This window comes from Streptomyces sp. JNUCC 63 (assembly GCF_054366325.1).
In genome coordinates this window covers 472,698-487,465 of record NZ_CM135963.1, presented here as the reverse complement: position 1 = coordinate 487,465, position 14,768 = coordinate 472,698, and the positions used below count along the sequence as shown (strand labels likewise).

General features: G+C 67.0%; 11 protein-coding genes and 2 pseudogenes. 4 read left to right on the top strand and 9 right to left on the bottom strand.

Going from position 1 to position 14,768, the window contains the following annotated elements; translation table 11 throughout:
* Positions 1 to 126: 126 nt before the first annotated feature.
* Positions 127 to 377, bottom strand: a pseudogene (locus ACX25U_RS02290) (2-oxoacid:acceptor oxidoreductase subunit alpha); the annotation flags it as partial.
* Between the two features lie 81 nt (positions 378 to 458).
* Between ACX25U_RS02290 and ACX25U_RS02285 the strand changes: the two are divergent.
* Both ACX25U_RS02285 and ACX25U_RS02280 read left to right on the top strand, forming a co-directional pair.
* Positions 459 to 632 carry a hypothetical protein gene (locus ACX25U_RS02285; protein WP_454394778.1) on the top strand — a complete coding sequence of 58 codons (174 nt, stop codon included), beginning with the start codon at positions 459 to 461 and terminating at the stop codon, positions 630 to 632.
* Between the two features lies 1 nt (position 633).
* Positions 634 to 1,392, top strand: a complete 759-nt coding sequence (locus tag ACX25U_RS02280; protein ID WP_454388560.1) for an enoyl-CoA hydratase/isomerase family protein — start codon at positions 634 to 636, stop codon at positions 1,390 to 1,392.
* A 795-nt stretch (positions 1,393 to 2,187) separates the two neighbouring features.
* Here ACX25U_RS02280 and ACX25U_RS02275 read toward each other — a convergent pair.
* The 6 genes from ACX25U_RS02275 to cysD all read right to left on the bottom strand — a co-directional run bounded on the left by ACX25U_RS02275 (position 2,188) and on the right by cysD (position 9,058).
* On the bottom strand, positions 2,188 to 3,399 hold the full coding sequence (locus tag ACX25U_RS02275) for a DUF1214 domain-containing protein (protein ID WP_454388559.1): 1,212 nt from the start codon (positions 3,397 to 3,399) through the stop codon (positions 2,188 to 2,190).
* 55 nt (positions 3,400 to 3,454) lie between these two features.
* On the bottom strand, positions 3,455 to 4,762 hold the full coding sequence (locus tag ACX25U_RS02270; protein WP_454388557.1) for an MFS transporter: 1,308 nt from the start codon (positions 4,760 to 4,762) through the stop codon (positions 3,455 to 3,457).
* A 43-nt stretch (positions 4,763 to 4,805) separates the two neighbouring features.
* A complete protein-coding gene (locus ACX25U_RS02265; protein WP_458633800.1) occupies positions 4,806 to 5,000 on the bottom strand; it encodes a hypothetical protein in 195 nt (64 codons plus the stop codon).
* A gap of 526 nt (positions 5,001 to 5,526) precedes the next feature.
* Positions 5,527 to 6,258, bottom strand: coding sequence for a 3'(2'),5'-bisphosphate nucleotidase CysQ (locus ACX25U_RS02260; RefSeq protein WP_454388553.1), 732 nt, complete (start codon positions 6,256 to 6,258; stop codon positions 5,527 to 5,529).
* Complete coding sequence (cysC, locus tag ACX25U_RS02255; RefSeq protein ID WP_454388551.1) at positions 6,255 to 8,108, bottom strand: adenylyl-sulfate kinase; 1,854 nt, start codon at positions 8,106 to 8,108, stop codon at positions 6,255 to 6,257. The genes ACX25U_RS02260 and cysC overlap by 4 nt, the downstream gene beginning before the upstream one ends.
* Positions 8,108 to 9,058 (bottom strand): sulfate adenylyltransferase subunit CysD, encoded by a 951-nt coding sequence (gene cysD / locus ACX25U_RS02250; RefSeq protein ID WP_454394776.1) that lies wholly within the window; start codon positions 9,056 to 9,058, stop codon positions 8,108 to 8,110. Before cysD ends, cysC begins: the two co-directional genes overlap by 1 nt.
* Before the next feature lie 1,507 nt (positions 9,059 to 10,565).
* Between cysD and ACX25U_RS02245 the strand changes: the two genes are divergently transcribed.
* Positions 10,566 to 11,747, top strand: a complete 1,182-nt coding sequence (locus tag ACX25U_RS02245) for a sulfotransferase family protein (RefSeq protein ID WP_454388549.1) — start codon at positions 10,566 to 10,568, stop codon at positions 11,745 to 11,747.
* A gap of 252 nt (positions 11,748 to 11,999) precedes the next feature.
* Here ACX25U_RS02245 and ACX25U_RS02240 read toward each other — a convergent pair.
* Positions 12,000 to 12,146: pseudogene (locus ACX25U_RS02240) on the bottom strand (CHAT domain-containing protein); the annotation flags it as partial.
* Positions 12,147 to 12,412: 266 nt separating this feature from the next.
* On the opposite strand from ACX25U_RS02240, the gene ACX25U_RS02235 reads away from it, so the two are divergent.
* Positions 12,413 to 12,580 carry an HNH endonuclease signature motif containing protein gene (locus ACX25U_RS02235; protein WP_454388547.1) on the top strand — a complete coding sequence of 56 codons (168 nt, stop codon included), beginning with the start codon at positions 12,413 to 12,415 and terminating at the stop codon, positions 12,578 to 12,580.
* Positions 12,581 to 13,387: 807 nt separating this feature from the next.
* On the opposite strand, the gene ACX25U_RS02230 is transcribed toward ACX25U_RS02235, so the two are convergent.
* Positions 13,388 to 14,620 (bottom strand): cytochrome P450 family protein, encoded by a 1,233-nt coding sequence (locus ACX25U_RS02230; RefSeq protein WP_454388546.1) that lies wholly within the window; start codon positions 14,618 to 14,620, stop codon positions 13,388 to 13,390.
* Positions 14,621 to 14,768: the final 148 nt, after the last annotated feature.

Sequence of the window (14,768 nt, the reverse complement as noted above, 5' to 3'; positions counted from 1 at the left end):
GGCGGTGAGGCACTGGGCCTGGGTGCCGCGGTCGAGTGTCTCGCCGCTGCGGACGGTGGTGACCTGCTCGCGGGTGATCGTCGTACGTCGGCCACTCGACCTGGCGGAAGATGCCGGTCGGTGACCGTCAGGCGCGTCGTCCGCGGTGAGGATGTCGTGGTCGGCGAAGTGCACTTGGAACGACGACACACCCGGCAGCGTGCCTTGCGGCGCACGGATCTCGGCCGGGAAGTTCGGCAGGGTCACCAGGTCGTTACCGAAGACCGCGGACCCCGGGTGAACCGGTCACCCGTCAGCCGCATGCCGTCACCCGAGTTGCCTGCGAACCGGATGATTACCCGGCCGAGCTGCTTGACCTGCTTGGGCGTCGACGCCATGGAGACGACTCGGATGCGGCGCGATCGCGTTTGGACCTAGAATGGTAGCGAAGTAAATTATATAGTGGGCGAGTAAATGCCCTGCGAAACATCTACGGCGGTGCGATCGCCCTCGGCCACCCGGTCGGCGCCCCCGGGGCGATCCCGACCGTGCGCGTCGCCAAGGGCATGGCCCGACGCGACCTCGAGCTCGGCATCGTGACCATGTGCATCGGTGGCGGCCAGGCGCTCGCCGCCCTCTTCCGGAGGATCTGACATGTCCGACCTGGTGAAGTACGGCGTCGTGGACGGCGTGGCACGGATCGTGTTCAACCGGCCGCAGGTGTCCAACGCGATCGACCTCGACACCGCGACCGCCCTCGGGGTGGCCGTGGACACCGCAGCCGCGGACGACGCGGTGCGCGCGGTATTGCTCACCGGCGCCGGTAAGCGGTTCTGCGCAGGCGGTGACGTGGCCTCCTTCGTCGCGGCCGATGACCAGGCGGCCTACCTGCTCGAGCTCGCCGGCGTCCTCGACGAGGTGCTGCAGCGGCTCACCGCGATACCCAAGCCGGTCGTGGTGGGCGTGCAGGGAGCCGTCGCGGGTGCCGGGCTCGCCGTGATGCTCTCTGGCGACCTGGTGGTAGCTGGGTCGTCCACGAAGTTTGTGACGGCCTACGCCGGCATCGGGCTCACCCCCGACGCCGGCCTGTCCTGGCTGCTGCCCCGGGCGGTCGGCCAGCAGCGGGCTGCCGAGATGCTGCTCGCCGGCCGGGCGCTCACAGCGCCGGAGGCCGTCGAATGGGGCCTCGTCATGAGAACGGTTGACGACGAGGCCGTGGGCACCGAAGCACTGGCACTCGCCGAGCGGCTGGCCGCGGGCCCGGCCCACGCGCTTGGCCAGGCCCGGCGGCTGCTGCGCGAGTCCTGGGCCGGCCCCCGGCCGGAGACGGGTGCCGACGAGGCGCGCACCATCGCCGCGGCCGTCACCACGCCCGAAGCACAGGGCGCGATCGCGCGGTTTCTCGACCGGTAGCCACGTAGCCCGACCGCTACGCGGCGCCGACCGTCGACGTACACGCGGACGTGCCCACGACCGCACGGTCGGACTGATCAGTCAGGTCCCCGAACTGCGCCGACGGATCTCCCACCGACTTCATGTCCCACCCAGGACCGATACAGAGGCAGTGGCCTCCACGGCCTCAGCCGACACAGTCATGTCTGTCATCAGGTGTCACTTCCTGTTCGAAGATCCACCGTTGACCGTACAGACCCGGACCTGGCGGCCAAAGGCCTGGCGCGCACCCGGCTGGCCAGGAGCATCCACGACGCGGGCTGGTCCCAGTTCCCAGGCATGGGTGGGGAGTGCCTGGCGGCCGGGCGTAGGCGGTACGTACGGAGGAGCGGACCGATCGTCGAGCGGCGGCAGTCGCGCAGGCAGGACCGGGTTCTGTGCGGGCCCCGTCGCCTGGGTCGTTTGCGGAAACGAGGCCGCACGCCGTGGCCGCGCCCCGCGCGGTCATGGTCATGTGCCCGCGCGGAGCACAGACGTCGGTGACGCGCAGGCCGGCGTGGGGCTCGCAGCGGCGATTGACCAGGATGAGGACGGCGACCAGGGACTTCAGTGCCGTCCTGGCTGATCCTCCACGACGGCCGCGGTCTCACCGAAGTGCGGACGGGCCGGTTGTGCGGCCTTCCGGTTGTTTGAGGTCATGACGTTGGTTCGCGGCCGGTTTTCCTTCCACAATCCGTCCAACACGTGAACGCCGCCCCAATGAGGCACAACTGGGGCGGCGTTCAGGCTTTCAGCGGCCGGCCTGCGGCCGTCATGTCAGCGCAGGATGATCGAGTTCGTGGCGGCGCGGCGGTACTCCAGCGCCTTGCGGCGATCCTCCGGGGTGACCACCATGGTGTCCTTGGGCAGGTGGTCCATGAGCTCGGCCACCTTCACCCGCTTCATCACCGGCGGCTTGGTGGCGTGCTTGCTGCGGTAGTTGCGGGTCACGATGGTTCCCTCGGTGTTGCCCTGAGGGTCCAGCCAGTTGGCCAGGCCGGGGTCCTCCAGCGCGATCACCGCCCGGACCTTGCCGTCGGAGTCGAGAGCCGCCCGGGTCATGTTGAGGTCGACCTGCCGGTTGATGTAGTCCAGGGGGCGGGACCACACGTCGCCCAGCTGGAACGACCAGTAGGAGGAGTCCGGGACCTCCCACTCCACGATCAGCGCCTCATCGGGGGCGATCTCGTAGACCCCGGGCACATAGGTCGTCGAGCGGCTGCCGATCAGTGAGGTGGCCACGTCGGCCCCCGGCATGGAGGCCGCAGCGTTCTTCTTGCCGTCCGCGCGCTGGATGTAGAGGTCGTACAGGCCGATGGTGAAGACCTGCACCAGGTATTTCAGATAGCTCGCGGCGTCCACGATGGACTCGGCGGCCCGTTGCTCGGGGTCATCGTCTTCGATGTGCGGGCCCACCGCCTCGATCGACAAGTCGCCCAGGTCGTCGTTCCAGTCGCCCATGATCCGGCGCACCAGCAGGAAGTTGGCCGGCGAATCCCCGTCCAGCCTGATCCAGTTGCCCGGGTGCTCCTGCGCGCTGATCATCACCTCGAACGACCCGTCGGCGCCGAGCTCGAACTGCTGCTGGAAGTCGTAGTTGCCTATTTCCTCCGAGTTCGGGGTCCCCAGCAGCCGATTGTGGACCTGCAGCAGGAACAGCTTGGTCTGGCCGACGTTGCCCCGCAGACGGTAGGTCTGCCGGCCGTCCAGGCAGAAGCCGCCGTACTTGAAGTCCTGGATCGGCTGGCCCAGGGCGAAGACGTGGTCGTGCCACGTGGTGTGAGAGAAGAACCTCGGGCGCCCGATGTGGTGCCTCGGCGCGACCGCGAAGTTGTAGGCCATCGCCTGGGCCTCGAGCAGGCTCGTGTAGGCGCCGGGCCGGTACTCGGGGCAAGACCGGAAACGTTCGGTGACCTCTATCGCCTTTCTCATCTCCTCGGCCGTGGCGTGCCATTTCCCCCATGCGGCGGCCAGCGAAACAGTGCCCATCTCAGACTCCTCGGATCTCGAATCGTTGAACGATGAAGTGACTGTCGGGTCTCTCTCAGCCTGTGACGCGCTCCACGTCCCGTTCCGGGTTCACCATGAGCAGCGCGGCGATGCTCGCGACCAGCGCCACCACCCCGAAGATCTGGAAGGCGAAGGCGTATCCGGCCGCGGGATCGCCGAATCCGTCGACGATGGCCCCGGTCAGGAGCGGCCCGACGAGGCCGCCCAAGTACATGGCCCCCATGAAGCACCCCAGGGCACCCGCCAGGTACTGCGGGGGACACAGCTGGGACATTGCCGCCAGGTAGTTCGGCAGCACGATCGATGCCAGGCCGTACCCCACGGAGACGACGGCCACCGCGAGCGCGGGCGCGCCGGCATAGGGGAGCACGGCAAAGGCGAGCCCGGCTACGAGCAGGCCCGCACCGGGCATCACGCCACGGGCCATACGTGAAGAGGTGCCGCGACCGAGCATGCGGTCGCCTGCGAACGTCGAAAGGAGCGCGAAGATGAGGCTGGCCAGGCTCGGCAGGCCGATCATCAAGCCGGCCTGCTTACGCGTGTAGCCCAGCCCGACCTCGAAGTACGACGGCAGCCAGGTGACGATGACAGACAGCAGGACATACATCGCGATGACGGCCGCCGTGGCGCCCAGGAACGTGTGTGAGGTGAAGATCTTGATCCAGGTCGCCTTGTCGGTGGGGGCGGCGTCCGCAGCCTGGTCCAAGGCCGCCTCCGGCCGGGTCTCCCTGTAGTACGGCCCGCCGCGCCACACCAGCAGCCACAGGATGCTCCATGCCAGGCCGACGACGGCCAGGAGGAGGAACGCGGCGCGCCATCCCCAGGCTGCCACCATGAGCGCCATCACGGGCGCCACCGAGACCTGGGCCACCGTAGTGCCGACGTTGAGCGAGGCGCTCGGAAGCCCGCGCTTTTCGGGCGGGTGCCAGGAGTAGAGGGCGCTGAAGACCAGCGCACCCGTCGGCCCTTCGGAGAGTCCGAGCAGGACACGGCTCACCAGCAGCACGCCGAACGCGGGCACGACCAGCATGGGCACCATGGACACGGCCCAGCACAGGGCCAGCAGCCCGAGTCCCCACTTCAGGGACAGCCACTTCTTCAGAAAACCGGAGAACCAACTGGCGATGGCGAAGGCCAGGAAGAACAGGCTGCCGGCCATGCCGACCTGGGACGCCGACAGACCGAATTCCTCGGACAAGGGCTGGGCGACGATGCCGAGGATGGCTTTGTCCGCCCAGTTGACGATCGTCAGCAGCACCAGCAGTCCCGTGAAGCCCCAGGCCGTGGCACGCGATTCCTTCGCTTGCCGGGTTCCGGGGATCGTCGTATCGCTCACGGACATTGCACATATCCCTTCGATGGGGCGGCGGTTTTGCCGACCGACCTCACGCGGTCACGGCCAACCGTCTGCGCAGGCTTTCCGCCTCCAACTGCGGCAGGACGCGGGCGGTGAGGAGTTCGAGGCTCTGCCAGGAAAGCTCCGGCGGCAGCCCGCCCAGCAGTGGGTGGAGCCGCAGCTCGTAGTCCGGATCCAGGTCCCGGCAGCGCCTGAGGCACTCCTCCGGTGTGATCACCCACATGTTCGGGTCGGCCTTGAGGTCGTTGATGCTTTCCTGAGAACGCCGACGAAGTGCGGTCGAGCGAGGCTGAAACCCCGTCGCACCGGCTGCATCGGATCACCCGACGCACTCCGCGGATCGTCGACCTTCACTACGCGGCTGGTGGGGAACTGTTGGTCGGGTCTTCCCAAGTGCCGACGGTCCGGCCCTGCAGATACAGGCAAATTACTCTTTCCCTATATTATTTGTCAATAGTGCTTATGCTTTCTTTGGTGGATGTGCCGCCTATGAGGACTGTTGCTCGGTGTTACCTGAACGGTGCTTGTGGAGTACCGGCGGAAAGGCCAGGTATGGATAATTAATTTTTGGATCATCTGTCTGTTTGTTCTTGTGCGGCCATGACAGATGCGTGGGTGCTGGAACCGGTTGCGTATGACCTGTTCATGGCCTATCCGGGCTCTGTGTTCGCAATGATGGAGAAGCCATGGACAGTGGGCTACGGCGGCATCTGCGAACAGCTTGCTGTCCGCAGATGCCGGGCGATGTCTCAGCGGGTGAGGGCAAGGACCGCGTCGGCGTGTTCGGGGCGGCAGATGAGCAGGTCGGGCAGGAGCGGATCGGGCCGGTTGTAGTTCAGCGGTGAACCGTCGATGCGTGATGTGTGCAGGCCGGCGGCGCGCGCCACCGCTACAGGGGCGGCGGAATCCCACTCGTACTGTCCGCCCGCGTGCACGTACACGTCCGCAAGTCCTTGCACCACCGCCATCGCTTTGGCGCCTGCTGAACCCATCCCCATGAGGGTGCCGCCGAGGTGGTCACAGACGTTCACGGCAATCGCGGGTGGCCGCGTGCGGGACACGACCACCCTGGGCGCACGCGGTGCGGGGGGCGGCGCGGACACCGACGGGGTGGCCGGCGTGAGGCCTTGGGCGGGCAGCGCCACCGCGCCGGCGACGAGCTCGCCGGCCTGCCACAGCGCCACGTGCACCGCCCAGTCGGTGCGGTCGGGCTCGGCGAACTCCCGTGTGCCGTCGAGCGGATCGATGATCCACACCCGCTCGGCCGACAGCCGCGCCGGATCGTCCACGCCCTCCTCCGACAGCACCGCATCGCCAGGCCGATGCGTCGTCAGAGCCGACAAGAGGAACTCATGAGAGCGCTTGTCGCCGGCGGCACGCCGCTCGTCCGCCGTGGCCTCGGCCAGCTCGCGGCGGATCTCAAGCAGCAGTTGCCCGGCCTGGGTGGCGAGGTCCGCGGCCAGATGCTGATCGTTCGTCATCGGCTCACCAGTCCGATCACCTGGTCGGCCATGGCTTCGGGCCCGGGGCCGGGCACCAGGCGCAGTTCGGGATCCTGTGGCGCCTCGTAAGGACTGTCGACGCCGGTGAAGCCGGCGATCTCACCGGCCCGCGCTCTTGCGTACAGGCCCTTGGGGTCGCGTTCCTCGCAGGTGGTCAGTGGGGTGTCGACGAAGACCTCGTGGAACTCCAGCCCAGCCTCGGCGTGCACCCGCCGCGCCAGCTCGCGGTGCTCCCGCAACGGGCTGATCGCCGGAACCAGCACGACGATTCCGGCGTCCGCCAGTAGCGCCGAGACGTGCGCGAGGCGGCGGATGTTCTCCATCCGGTCGGCCATATCAAACCCCAGGTCGGCGTTCAGGCCGTGGCGCAGGTTGTCACCGTCGAGTACGTAGGCGGGCCGGCCGCCGGCCAGCAGCTTGCGCTCGGCGTGCACCGAGACGGTGGACTTGCCCGAGCCGGACAGGCCGGTGAGCCAGACGGTCGCCCCACGGGTGAGGCGGTCCCGGGCACTGACCAGGGAGGGGTGGCGGACAGTGTTGCGGCTGGCCGTCCTGGCCGCAGGATCGTGGTCGGGTGTTTCCGGCAACACCATCCCGGCGGCGACCGTGTTGTTGGTGACCGGGTCGATCAGGATGAACGAGCCGGTGGTGGGGTTGCGGTGGTATTCGTCGACCAGCAGCGGTGCCTGGGTGCGCAACCGGATGCGGCCGATCTCGTTGAGTTCCAGCGCGGTCACGCCGGGATCGCGGTGGAGGGTGTTGATGTCGAGCCGATACTCCAGCGTGCCGACGTGCGCGCGGGTGGTACGCGTGGTGTGTTTGATCAGGTACTGCTCGCCCTCGCGCAGGGCGGCGGCGTCGGCCATCCAGCAGACCATGGCTTCAACGTCCTGCGTGAGGCGCGGCTTGTTGCCTGGGCGGGCCAGCATGTCGCCGCGGGACAGGTCGATGTCGTCAGCGAGGCTGATCGACACGGACATCGGGGGAAAGGCCTCCTCCACCGGCCCCGAGGGGCCATGAATGGCGGTGATACAGGTGGGCTTCCCCGACGGCAGGGCCACGATCTCATCGCCCGGACGCAAGATGCCGCTGGCCACGCTGCCGACATAACTGCGATGGTCGTGGTGCTCGGCGGTGTGCGGCCGGATCACGTACTGCACCGGGAAGCGGACGTCGATCAGATTGCGATCGCTGTCGACGTACACCTCCTCCAGATGCGACAGCAGCGTGGGCCCGCCATACCAGGGCATATTGTCGGAGCGCGTGACGACGTTGTCGCCGTGCAGCGCCGAGACCGGGATCGTGACCACGTCGGGAACGTTCAGCCGGGTGGCGAAGGCGTGGAACTCGGCGCGGATCTGTTCGAATCGCTGCTGATCCCAGCCGATCAGGTCCATCTTGTTGATGGCGAGCACGACGTGGCGGATGCCCAGCAGTGACGACAGGAAGGCGTGCCGACGGGACTGCTCCAGCAGCCCGTTGCGGGCGTCGACCAGCACGACGGCCAGGTGGGCAGTAGAGGCGCCGGTCACCATGTTGCGGGTGTACTCGGCGTGTCCCGGGGTGTCGGCGATGATGAACTTGCGCTTGGAGGTGGCGAAGTAGCGGTAGGCCACATCGATTGTTATGCCCTGTTCTCGCTCGGCGCGCAGCCCGTCGGTGAGCAGGGCGAGATCGACGTAGTCGTGACCGCGTTCGGCGGAGGTACGCTCCACCGAGGCCCACTGATCTTCCAACACGCCCTTGGAGTCATACAGCAGCCGGCCGATCAGGGTCGACTTGCCGTCGTCCACTGAGCCGGCGGTCGCCAGGCGCAAAAACGTTGCCATCAGAAGTAGCCCTCCCGCTTGCGGTCTTCCATGCCGGCCTCGGAGATGCGATCGTCCGCGCGGGTGGCGCCCCGTTCAGTCAGCCGGGTCACCGCGGTCTCCCTGATCACCTCATCGACGGAGCCGGCGGTGGACTCCACACACCCGGTGCACGTGACATCACCGATGGTGCGGAAGCGGACCGTAGCCTCGAAGACCTCCTCATCAGGGGTTGGCTGCATATGCTGGTGCACCGCCAGCAACATCCCGTCGCGGCGGAACACCGGCCGCGTGTGCGCGTAGTAAAGCGAGGGCAGCTCGATTCCCTCATCCGCGATGTAGGACCAGATGTCGAGCTCGGTCCAGTTCGACAGTGGGAACACCCGAATGTGCTCACCCTTGCGGTGCCGCCCGTTGTACAGCGCCCACAACTCTGGGCGCTGGTTCTTGGGGTCCCACTGGCCGAACTCGTCGCGGAAGCTGAACACACGCTCCTTGGCCCGGGCCTTTTCTTCGTCGCGCCGTCCGCCGCCGAAGGCCGCGTCGAACCGGTTCTCCCGGATGCCGCGCAGCAGGGTCACCGTCTGCAGGGGATTGCGCGAGGGCCCGGTCTCCACTACGCGGCCGGCGTCGATGTCGTCCTGTACCGAGGCGACCACCAGACGGACCCCGACCTGGGCAACCAGGCGGTCGCGGAACTCGATGACCTCGTCGAAGTTGTGCCCGGTATCCACATGCATCACGGGGAAGGGCAGCCGGCCGGGCCGGAACGCCTTGATCGCCAGATGAAGCATGACGATGGAGTCCTTGCCGCCGGAAAACAGCAGCACCGGGCGTTCGAATTCGGCCGCGACCTCGCGGATGATGTGGATCGCCTCGGCCTCGAGGACCCGTAGGTGACTGAGTTCGTAGCGAGCGGCAGACCCTTCGCCGGAGCGTCCGATCCCGGTGAGTGCGCCAGTTGATGTCATTGCCCGCCTCCTGATGCCAACAGGCAGAGTTTCCATGCGATGTTCATAAGGCTCCCAAAGGGTGAGAATTCCTGCAAAAATCGCGCAGAAGATCGAGGGTGTGACTGAATGGTCGAAACGTGTTTCTGGTGATTGGATCGAACCGAAAAATCACCTGTTGGTTGCACCGCTCCCGGCGCAACATGGCAACCCGGCCCATGCTCGAGGACGATCGCTCGGCTGGTGCACGATGCAAGTGATGGCGTCCTGTCGAGTGGCGCAGGGGATCAAGAATCGAAGCCGCGGGCCACTGCCGAGATCAGGATTTCGGGGTGCGAGATCGAGTGATGGTGTGTCAGTGAGAGTTGATCGTGATCCGACGCGGTCACTCGCGGGCTCTCCTGCGCCCGAGGCAGAGGGGAAAGGGCTGTTGCGGCGACCATCCACAACATGTCAGAGCTGACAGTCGGTTATTTCAGGCCGTCGATCGGCGAATCGAGTGTCCGGCCTGGTCCTTTCCTCGTTGATCCCTCGCACCACTCGGCGGGACATGGTCATGTAGGTGGCACGAGCCGTCGAGGCAACCCCTTGTCAAGGTTTCGAGGTGGGGTGCTTGTCTCAAGTCCTGAGGGGATGCCACGAGGGTGGCGGTGTCTCATGGGGATGTGAACCGGTGGGTGTCGAGTGAACGATGTCGTGACAGTCCCGGAGTCGCAGCATGCGGATAACCTCCTCGGCCGGCGGCGATGCGGGTGCCCGGATCGCCAGGTCATCGAGAGATCATTTATCTGGCGGTAGACTGTAGAGAGCTAGAGCAGTAAGAGCAAGACCTCGGACAAGAGGTGTTCTGTGCTGGGTGCCGATGCGGGTGTTGCAGCACCTCGCCTGTGCGCCGCTTGAGCCTCTTCCAGAAGATCATCATCGAGTTTACCTGCATGTTTGCAATTATCGAGCTGTGAGGGGGGTGTCCTCGGGCGGCTCCCGACCGGGGGTGGCGGTCGGGTCGAGTGGAAGCCTGGTGCTGCCTGAGTCCCCGGCCGGCGCCGCCCTGAGAGATCGTCGCCAAGGCTATTGCTCTCTATATTGTCTATGGCTAAGGTAAGCCCACCTTGCCCCCGTCAGGGCATCGGTTCGCCAGTCCGTCATCGGAGACAGAGATAGGTGGATCATGGCGTTGGACGGAGCGGAAAGGCGGGTTCGCCGGCACCTCGCAGGACGAAAACCCGGAGTGGCGACCGGTCCCCGGGTTTTTCCGTAACTCTTCCCGTGGCGAGCTTCGTCTGCGTCGCCCTGGCGCGTCGACCGAGAATTCGGTTGGCGGCGTTCCGTGTCTGGTTTCTGACGGAGCTGCCAGGCGATGCGTCGGCGACGCAGACGGAGGGAACCGTCTTTCGCTCCTCCCTCTGAGGCAATACGTAATCGAGGAGGCTCAACTGTGCCATCCCCCGGATCCCAAGACCGCCGTGCTGCTTGGAACCCCCCGCCCAGACCCGAGTGGGTCCGCCGGATCAACGAAGAAGGCTCCTTCATGGACATCAAGGGCCTTGTGCCGCTTGATGAGGATTCGCTGATCAACACGGCCAAGGCCAACACGGGCCTGGACGACTTCGGAGACGACTCATGGTACGAGCCGTTCAAGGTCCTGGTCCGGGCACTGAACGAGGAGGCGCAACTCAACCTCATGGGTCGGTTGATGACCCGTTCGGACCTACTGCTGTTCCTCGAGGCCCGGTTGAACGTCGAGGAGACGTACAAGCGGCACCCGGAGATCGAGGACGAGCAGATCGAGAAGCCTCTGATCATCGTCGGGCAGGGGCGTAGCGGGACCACCTTCCTGCAGAACATGCTCGCCGCGGATCCGAACAACGGCACGATCACGAACTGGGAGGTGATGTTCCCCTGTCCGCCGCCCGAGAAGGCGACGTACCAGGATGATCCCAGGATCCAGAAGGCCGATCGCCTGATCACGCAGTGGAACCGGGTGGCCCCGGAGATCGAGTCGATGCACGAGTTCGCGGGCCCCCTGCCGACCGAGAACATCCACCTGCACTGCCTCGCGTTCCGGTCGCCGGGCTGGCTGACCCTGCTCGGCCAGATCCCGAGCTACGTCCAGTACATGCGTACGCAGGATGCCGCGCTGGCCTACGAGTACGAGAAGCGGGTTCTGAAGCTGCTGCAGTGGAAGAACCCCCGCAGGCAGTGGGTGCTCAAGAGTCCGTACACCCTCACGCAGATGCCCGATGTTCTGCGCGTTTATCCGGACGCATGCTTCATATGGACGCACCGCGACCCCGTCCGGTCGCTCGCTTCCGTGGTGAACCTGATCGGAACGTTCTACTGGATGCGTACCGACCACCCGTTCACCGCCGACTCCCTGACTCAGCTCACCAATGCGGAGCTCTCGGCGGGGATGCTGGGCCTGCCGATCGAGTGGCTGGAGAACGGATCGCTGCCGCGATCGCGGCTGTTCAACATTCAGTACCAGGACTTCATCAGGGACCCGATCGGCACCGCAGAGCAGATCTACCGTGCGTTCGACATCGAGCTGACCCCGGCTGGTCGGCGGGCGATGCAGACGCATGTCAGCGAGAACGTCCGGTCCAACCGGCCGGCCCACCGGTACGAGTTCGGTTCGGAGGAACTTGTGAGCCGAGAACGCGCCGCGTTCAAGCGTTATCAGGAGTACTTCCAGGTTCCCGACGAAGTGTGAGACGTGGTCCGCCGGGATGGCACCGGTGTCGTCCTGGTGAACCGCCCCACTCGCTGCTTGGGAGCTCCGAGGCCGGTCTTGCTCAACTCGCGCGCGGGCACACACACAGCCATCGCGGCGAGCGCCGTTTCGGGCTTGCCAAGCAGTTCCGGCCGGTCGGCGAGGCGGCCCCGGAGCTCCTCTGCGCCGGCTTCGTGCGGCGTCGCCCGGCCGCGAGAGACTTCAGTCGGCTACCTTCGCGAAGGTCACGGAAAGCTTCCGCAGCACGCGCGACACGTGCGCGTCCTCCTCCAGGGCGGTCGGGGCGCCGTACCGGCCGGCCAGCTCGGGCACCTCCGCGCCGCCGGTCGCCAGTCCCGGCCCGCGCACCAGCACCCGGCGGCCGCCCGGCGGCGTTGCGACCCTTGGTCGCGTCGGCGGGCGACCGTCACGGCGAACTTGTCGACGGTCGGATCCGTCACGATGCGGTTGCGATCTCGGCCGCCCCGGAGGACGACCGCCACCAAGTGGGGCGCGGTCTTGGCCTTGTGCAGACGAGCGGCTGTGTGGGAGGAGTGCGGTCAGGACCAGGAACGGCGGGAGGTCGTAAACGATCGGCGGGTCCGAAGTCCGAATGCGCGTCGTGCTGTGATCATTCGGAGTGGAGGGCGGTGTGAAAACCCTGAGTGCCTGTTGCCGGATCTCCCTTACCTGACGAAGAGCGGGATCCGCTGCTGGAGGTCGACCACATTGATGATCACGCGCAAGGCGGCCGAGACTATCCGGCGGTCATGATCGCCTTGTGTGCGAACTGCCATAGTAATAGGACGCGAGGCGCGGATAGGGCGAACTGACTGAGCGACTCAGAGAGGCCGCGCTGTGACTGCGTGCGCAGTGGGGCGGAGAGTCTGGCAGCCGGCCTGTCGACTGCCGGTGAATTGGCCTTCATCTGTTCCAGTCAGGTCCGGATGCCATCGATGATCTTGGTCTGGGCGGCTGGTGCGACCTCTACCGGCACGCCGAGCTGGGTGGCGATGGGGGTGTACAGGTCGGTGGAGACTTCTGGGGGTACGCAGGGAGACCAGCAGGGCGTGGCTGACGGGCAGACCGACCCGGTCGCTGCGCTTGTTGGCCTTCCACCAGCCGCCTGCTGGGTAGACCGCGAGCATGCCTCAGTCGGCGAGTTCGGCGGCCGATCCACGCCAGATGTCGGCGTGCAGGGAGCCGAGGTTGCGGAACCGGGGCCCGACCAGCCAGCGGCTGTGGGACTCGAACGCCTTTGGATTGCCGATCCTGTCGCTTTCGTGTTCGGCCTGTTCGACCAGTCGCCTCCGGGTTCGTCGCGATATCGGAGAGCAAGCGCTGGTGGATCTCCGCCGCGTCCATCGTGAGCCGCTGTCGGTGTCGGCGTTCGGCGAACCAGATCCCTGCGACCCCCACTGCGGAGGCGACGAGGATGGCATGGGAGGTCCTCACCGGTTTCCTTTCGTTCCGGCGTGCTGCCGTGGCCGCTGCGGGATGTACGTCCGTTCCTCGCCGGCTCGTCCGTCAGCACGTAGCAGCCTCTGGACGAGGTGTCAGGACCCAGACCGTGGGCCGGTTCCGGCAGAGCGGTGTGGTCGGGGCGGTGGTCACGACGGTCTTTCAGGCCGAAGTGGTGATCAGTGGGCGTCCGGCCGCAGGTGTACGGGCAGGGTCAGGTGTCCGTTGCTGATCAGGGTGGGGAGCGGTCGCAGTTCGTCGGCGGGGACGGCGAGGCGGATGTCGGGGAAGCGTGCGAAGAGCAGGCGCAGGGCGGTGGCGACTTCGAGGCGGGCGAGTGGGGCGCCGAGGCAGAAGTGCACGCCGTGGCCGAAGGCCAGGTGGTCCTTGGTGGGGCGGGTGATGTCGAAGCGGTCGGCGGACGCGCCGTGCCAGTCGGGGTGGCGGTTGGCGGCGGCGTAGGAGGCGAGGATCGCCTCGCCCGCGGCGATGGTCCGCCCGTCGGGCAGGGGGATGTCGGTGAGGGCGTAGCGCAGGGGCAGGTGCTTGACGGCGGGTTCGTGGCGCAGGGTCTCCTCGACGACGTCGCCCCAGTCGGCGCGGCCGGCGCGGAGGTGGCCGAGCTGCTCGGGGTCGGTCAGCAGGGCGGTGATCGCCTGGTCGATGACGTTGACGGTGGTCTCGTACCCGGCGCTGATCATCAGCAGGAGCGTGTCGCGCAGTTCTTCGTCCGTGAAGCCGCCGCCGTCGCCTTCGTCGTCGCGGGCCGCGAGGAGCAGGGAGATCATGTCGTCGCCGGGCCGGGCGCGCTTGGCTGCGATCAGCTGGTCGAGGGCCTGGTACAGGGTGGCGGTGTTCGCCGCGGCCTGTTCGGCGGTGAGGGTCGTGGCGAAGACGCCGTCGACCATGGAGCGGAAGCTGTGGCGCTGGTTCTCGGGGACGCCCATGAGCCGGCCGATCACCGCGATCGGCAGCGGGTAGGCGAGCTGTTCGCGCAGGTCGACGCTCTCTTCGACGGGCAGGGTTGCGAGGTCGTCGAGGAGGCCGGTGATGATCGCTTCCACGGCCGGTCGCAGGGCCTGGATGCGGCGGGCGCCGAAGGCCGGCGCGACCATCCGGCGCAGCCTGCGGTGGTCCTCGCCGTAGGCGGTGAACATGTTGCTCACCGCGATCCACAGGGCGAGGGGCCAGGTGGGGACGGTGTCGGCGAAGGCCGGCCAGTGGGCGCGGCCGTCCTTGGAGACCTGCGGGCTGGTGAGGAGCTGCCTGAGGAGGGCGGGGTCGGTGATCGACCAGGCGGTCACGCCGAGGATGTCCACCTCGGTGGCCGGGCCGCGGGCACGCAGGGCCTGGTGCTCGGCGTGGTGGTCGCAAGCCTCGGGGTCGAGGACGAGTATCGGCTGCTTGGGCATGAGGGCTCCTTCAGCGGGTGGTCGGGACGAGGACGGGGAGGGCTTCCAGGGCGCGGTGGAAGGGGCCGGGGCGCCGGCGCAGCTCGTCGGCGGGGACGGCGAGGTCCATCTCCGGGAACGCGTCGGTGAGGTGGCTGAGGGCGGTCTC

Coding starts and splice junctions, on each gene's coding strand:
- ACX25U_RS02260 (WP_454388553.1), bottom strand. CDS start 6,258: ATGACGAACGATCAGCATCTGGCCGCGGACCTCGCCACCCAGGCCGGG.
- ACX25U_RS02245 (WP_454388549.1), top strand. CDS start 10,566: ATGGACATCAAGGGCCTTGTGCCGCTTGATGAGGATTCGCTGATCAAC.
- cysD (WP_454394776.1), bottom strand. CDS start 9,058: ATGACATCAACTGGCGCACTCACCGGGATCGGACGCTCCGGCGAAGGG.
- cysC (WP_454388551.1), bottom strand. CDS start 8,108: ATGGCAACGTTTTTGCGCCTGGCGACCGCCGGCTCAGTGGACGACGGC.
- ACX25U_RS02270 (WP_454388557.1), bottom strand. CDS start 4,762: ATGTCCGTGAGCGATACGACGATCCCCGGAACCCGGCAAGCGAAGGAA.
- ACX25U_RS02265 (WP_458633800.1), bottom strand. CDS start 5,000: ATGTGGGTGATCACACCGGAGGAGTGCCTCAGGCGCTGCCGGGACCTG.
- ACX25U_RS02230 (WP_454388546.1), bottom strand. CDS start 14,620: ATGCCCAAGCAGCCGATACTCGTCCTCGACCCCGAGGCTTGCGACCAC.
- ACX25U_RS02280 (WP_454388560.1), top strand. CDS start 634: ATGTCCGACCTGGTGAAGTACGGCGTCGTGGACGGCGTGGCACGGATC.
- ACX25U_RS02275 (WP_454388559.1), bottom strand. CDS start 3,399: ATGGGCACTGTTTCGCTGGCCGCCGCATGGGGGAAATGGCACGCCACG.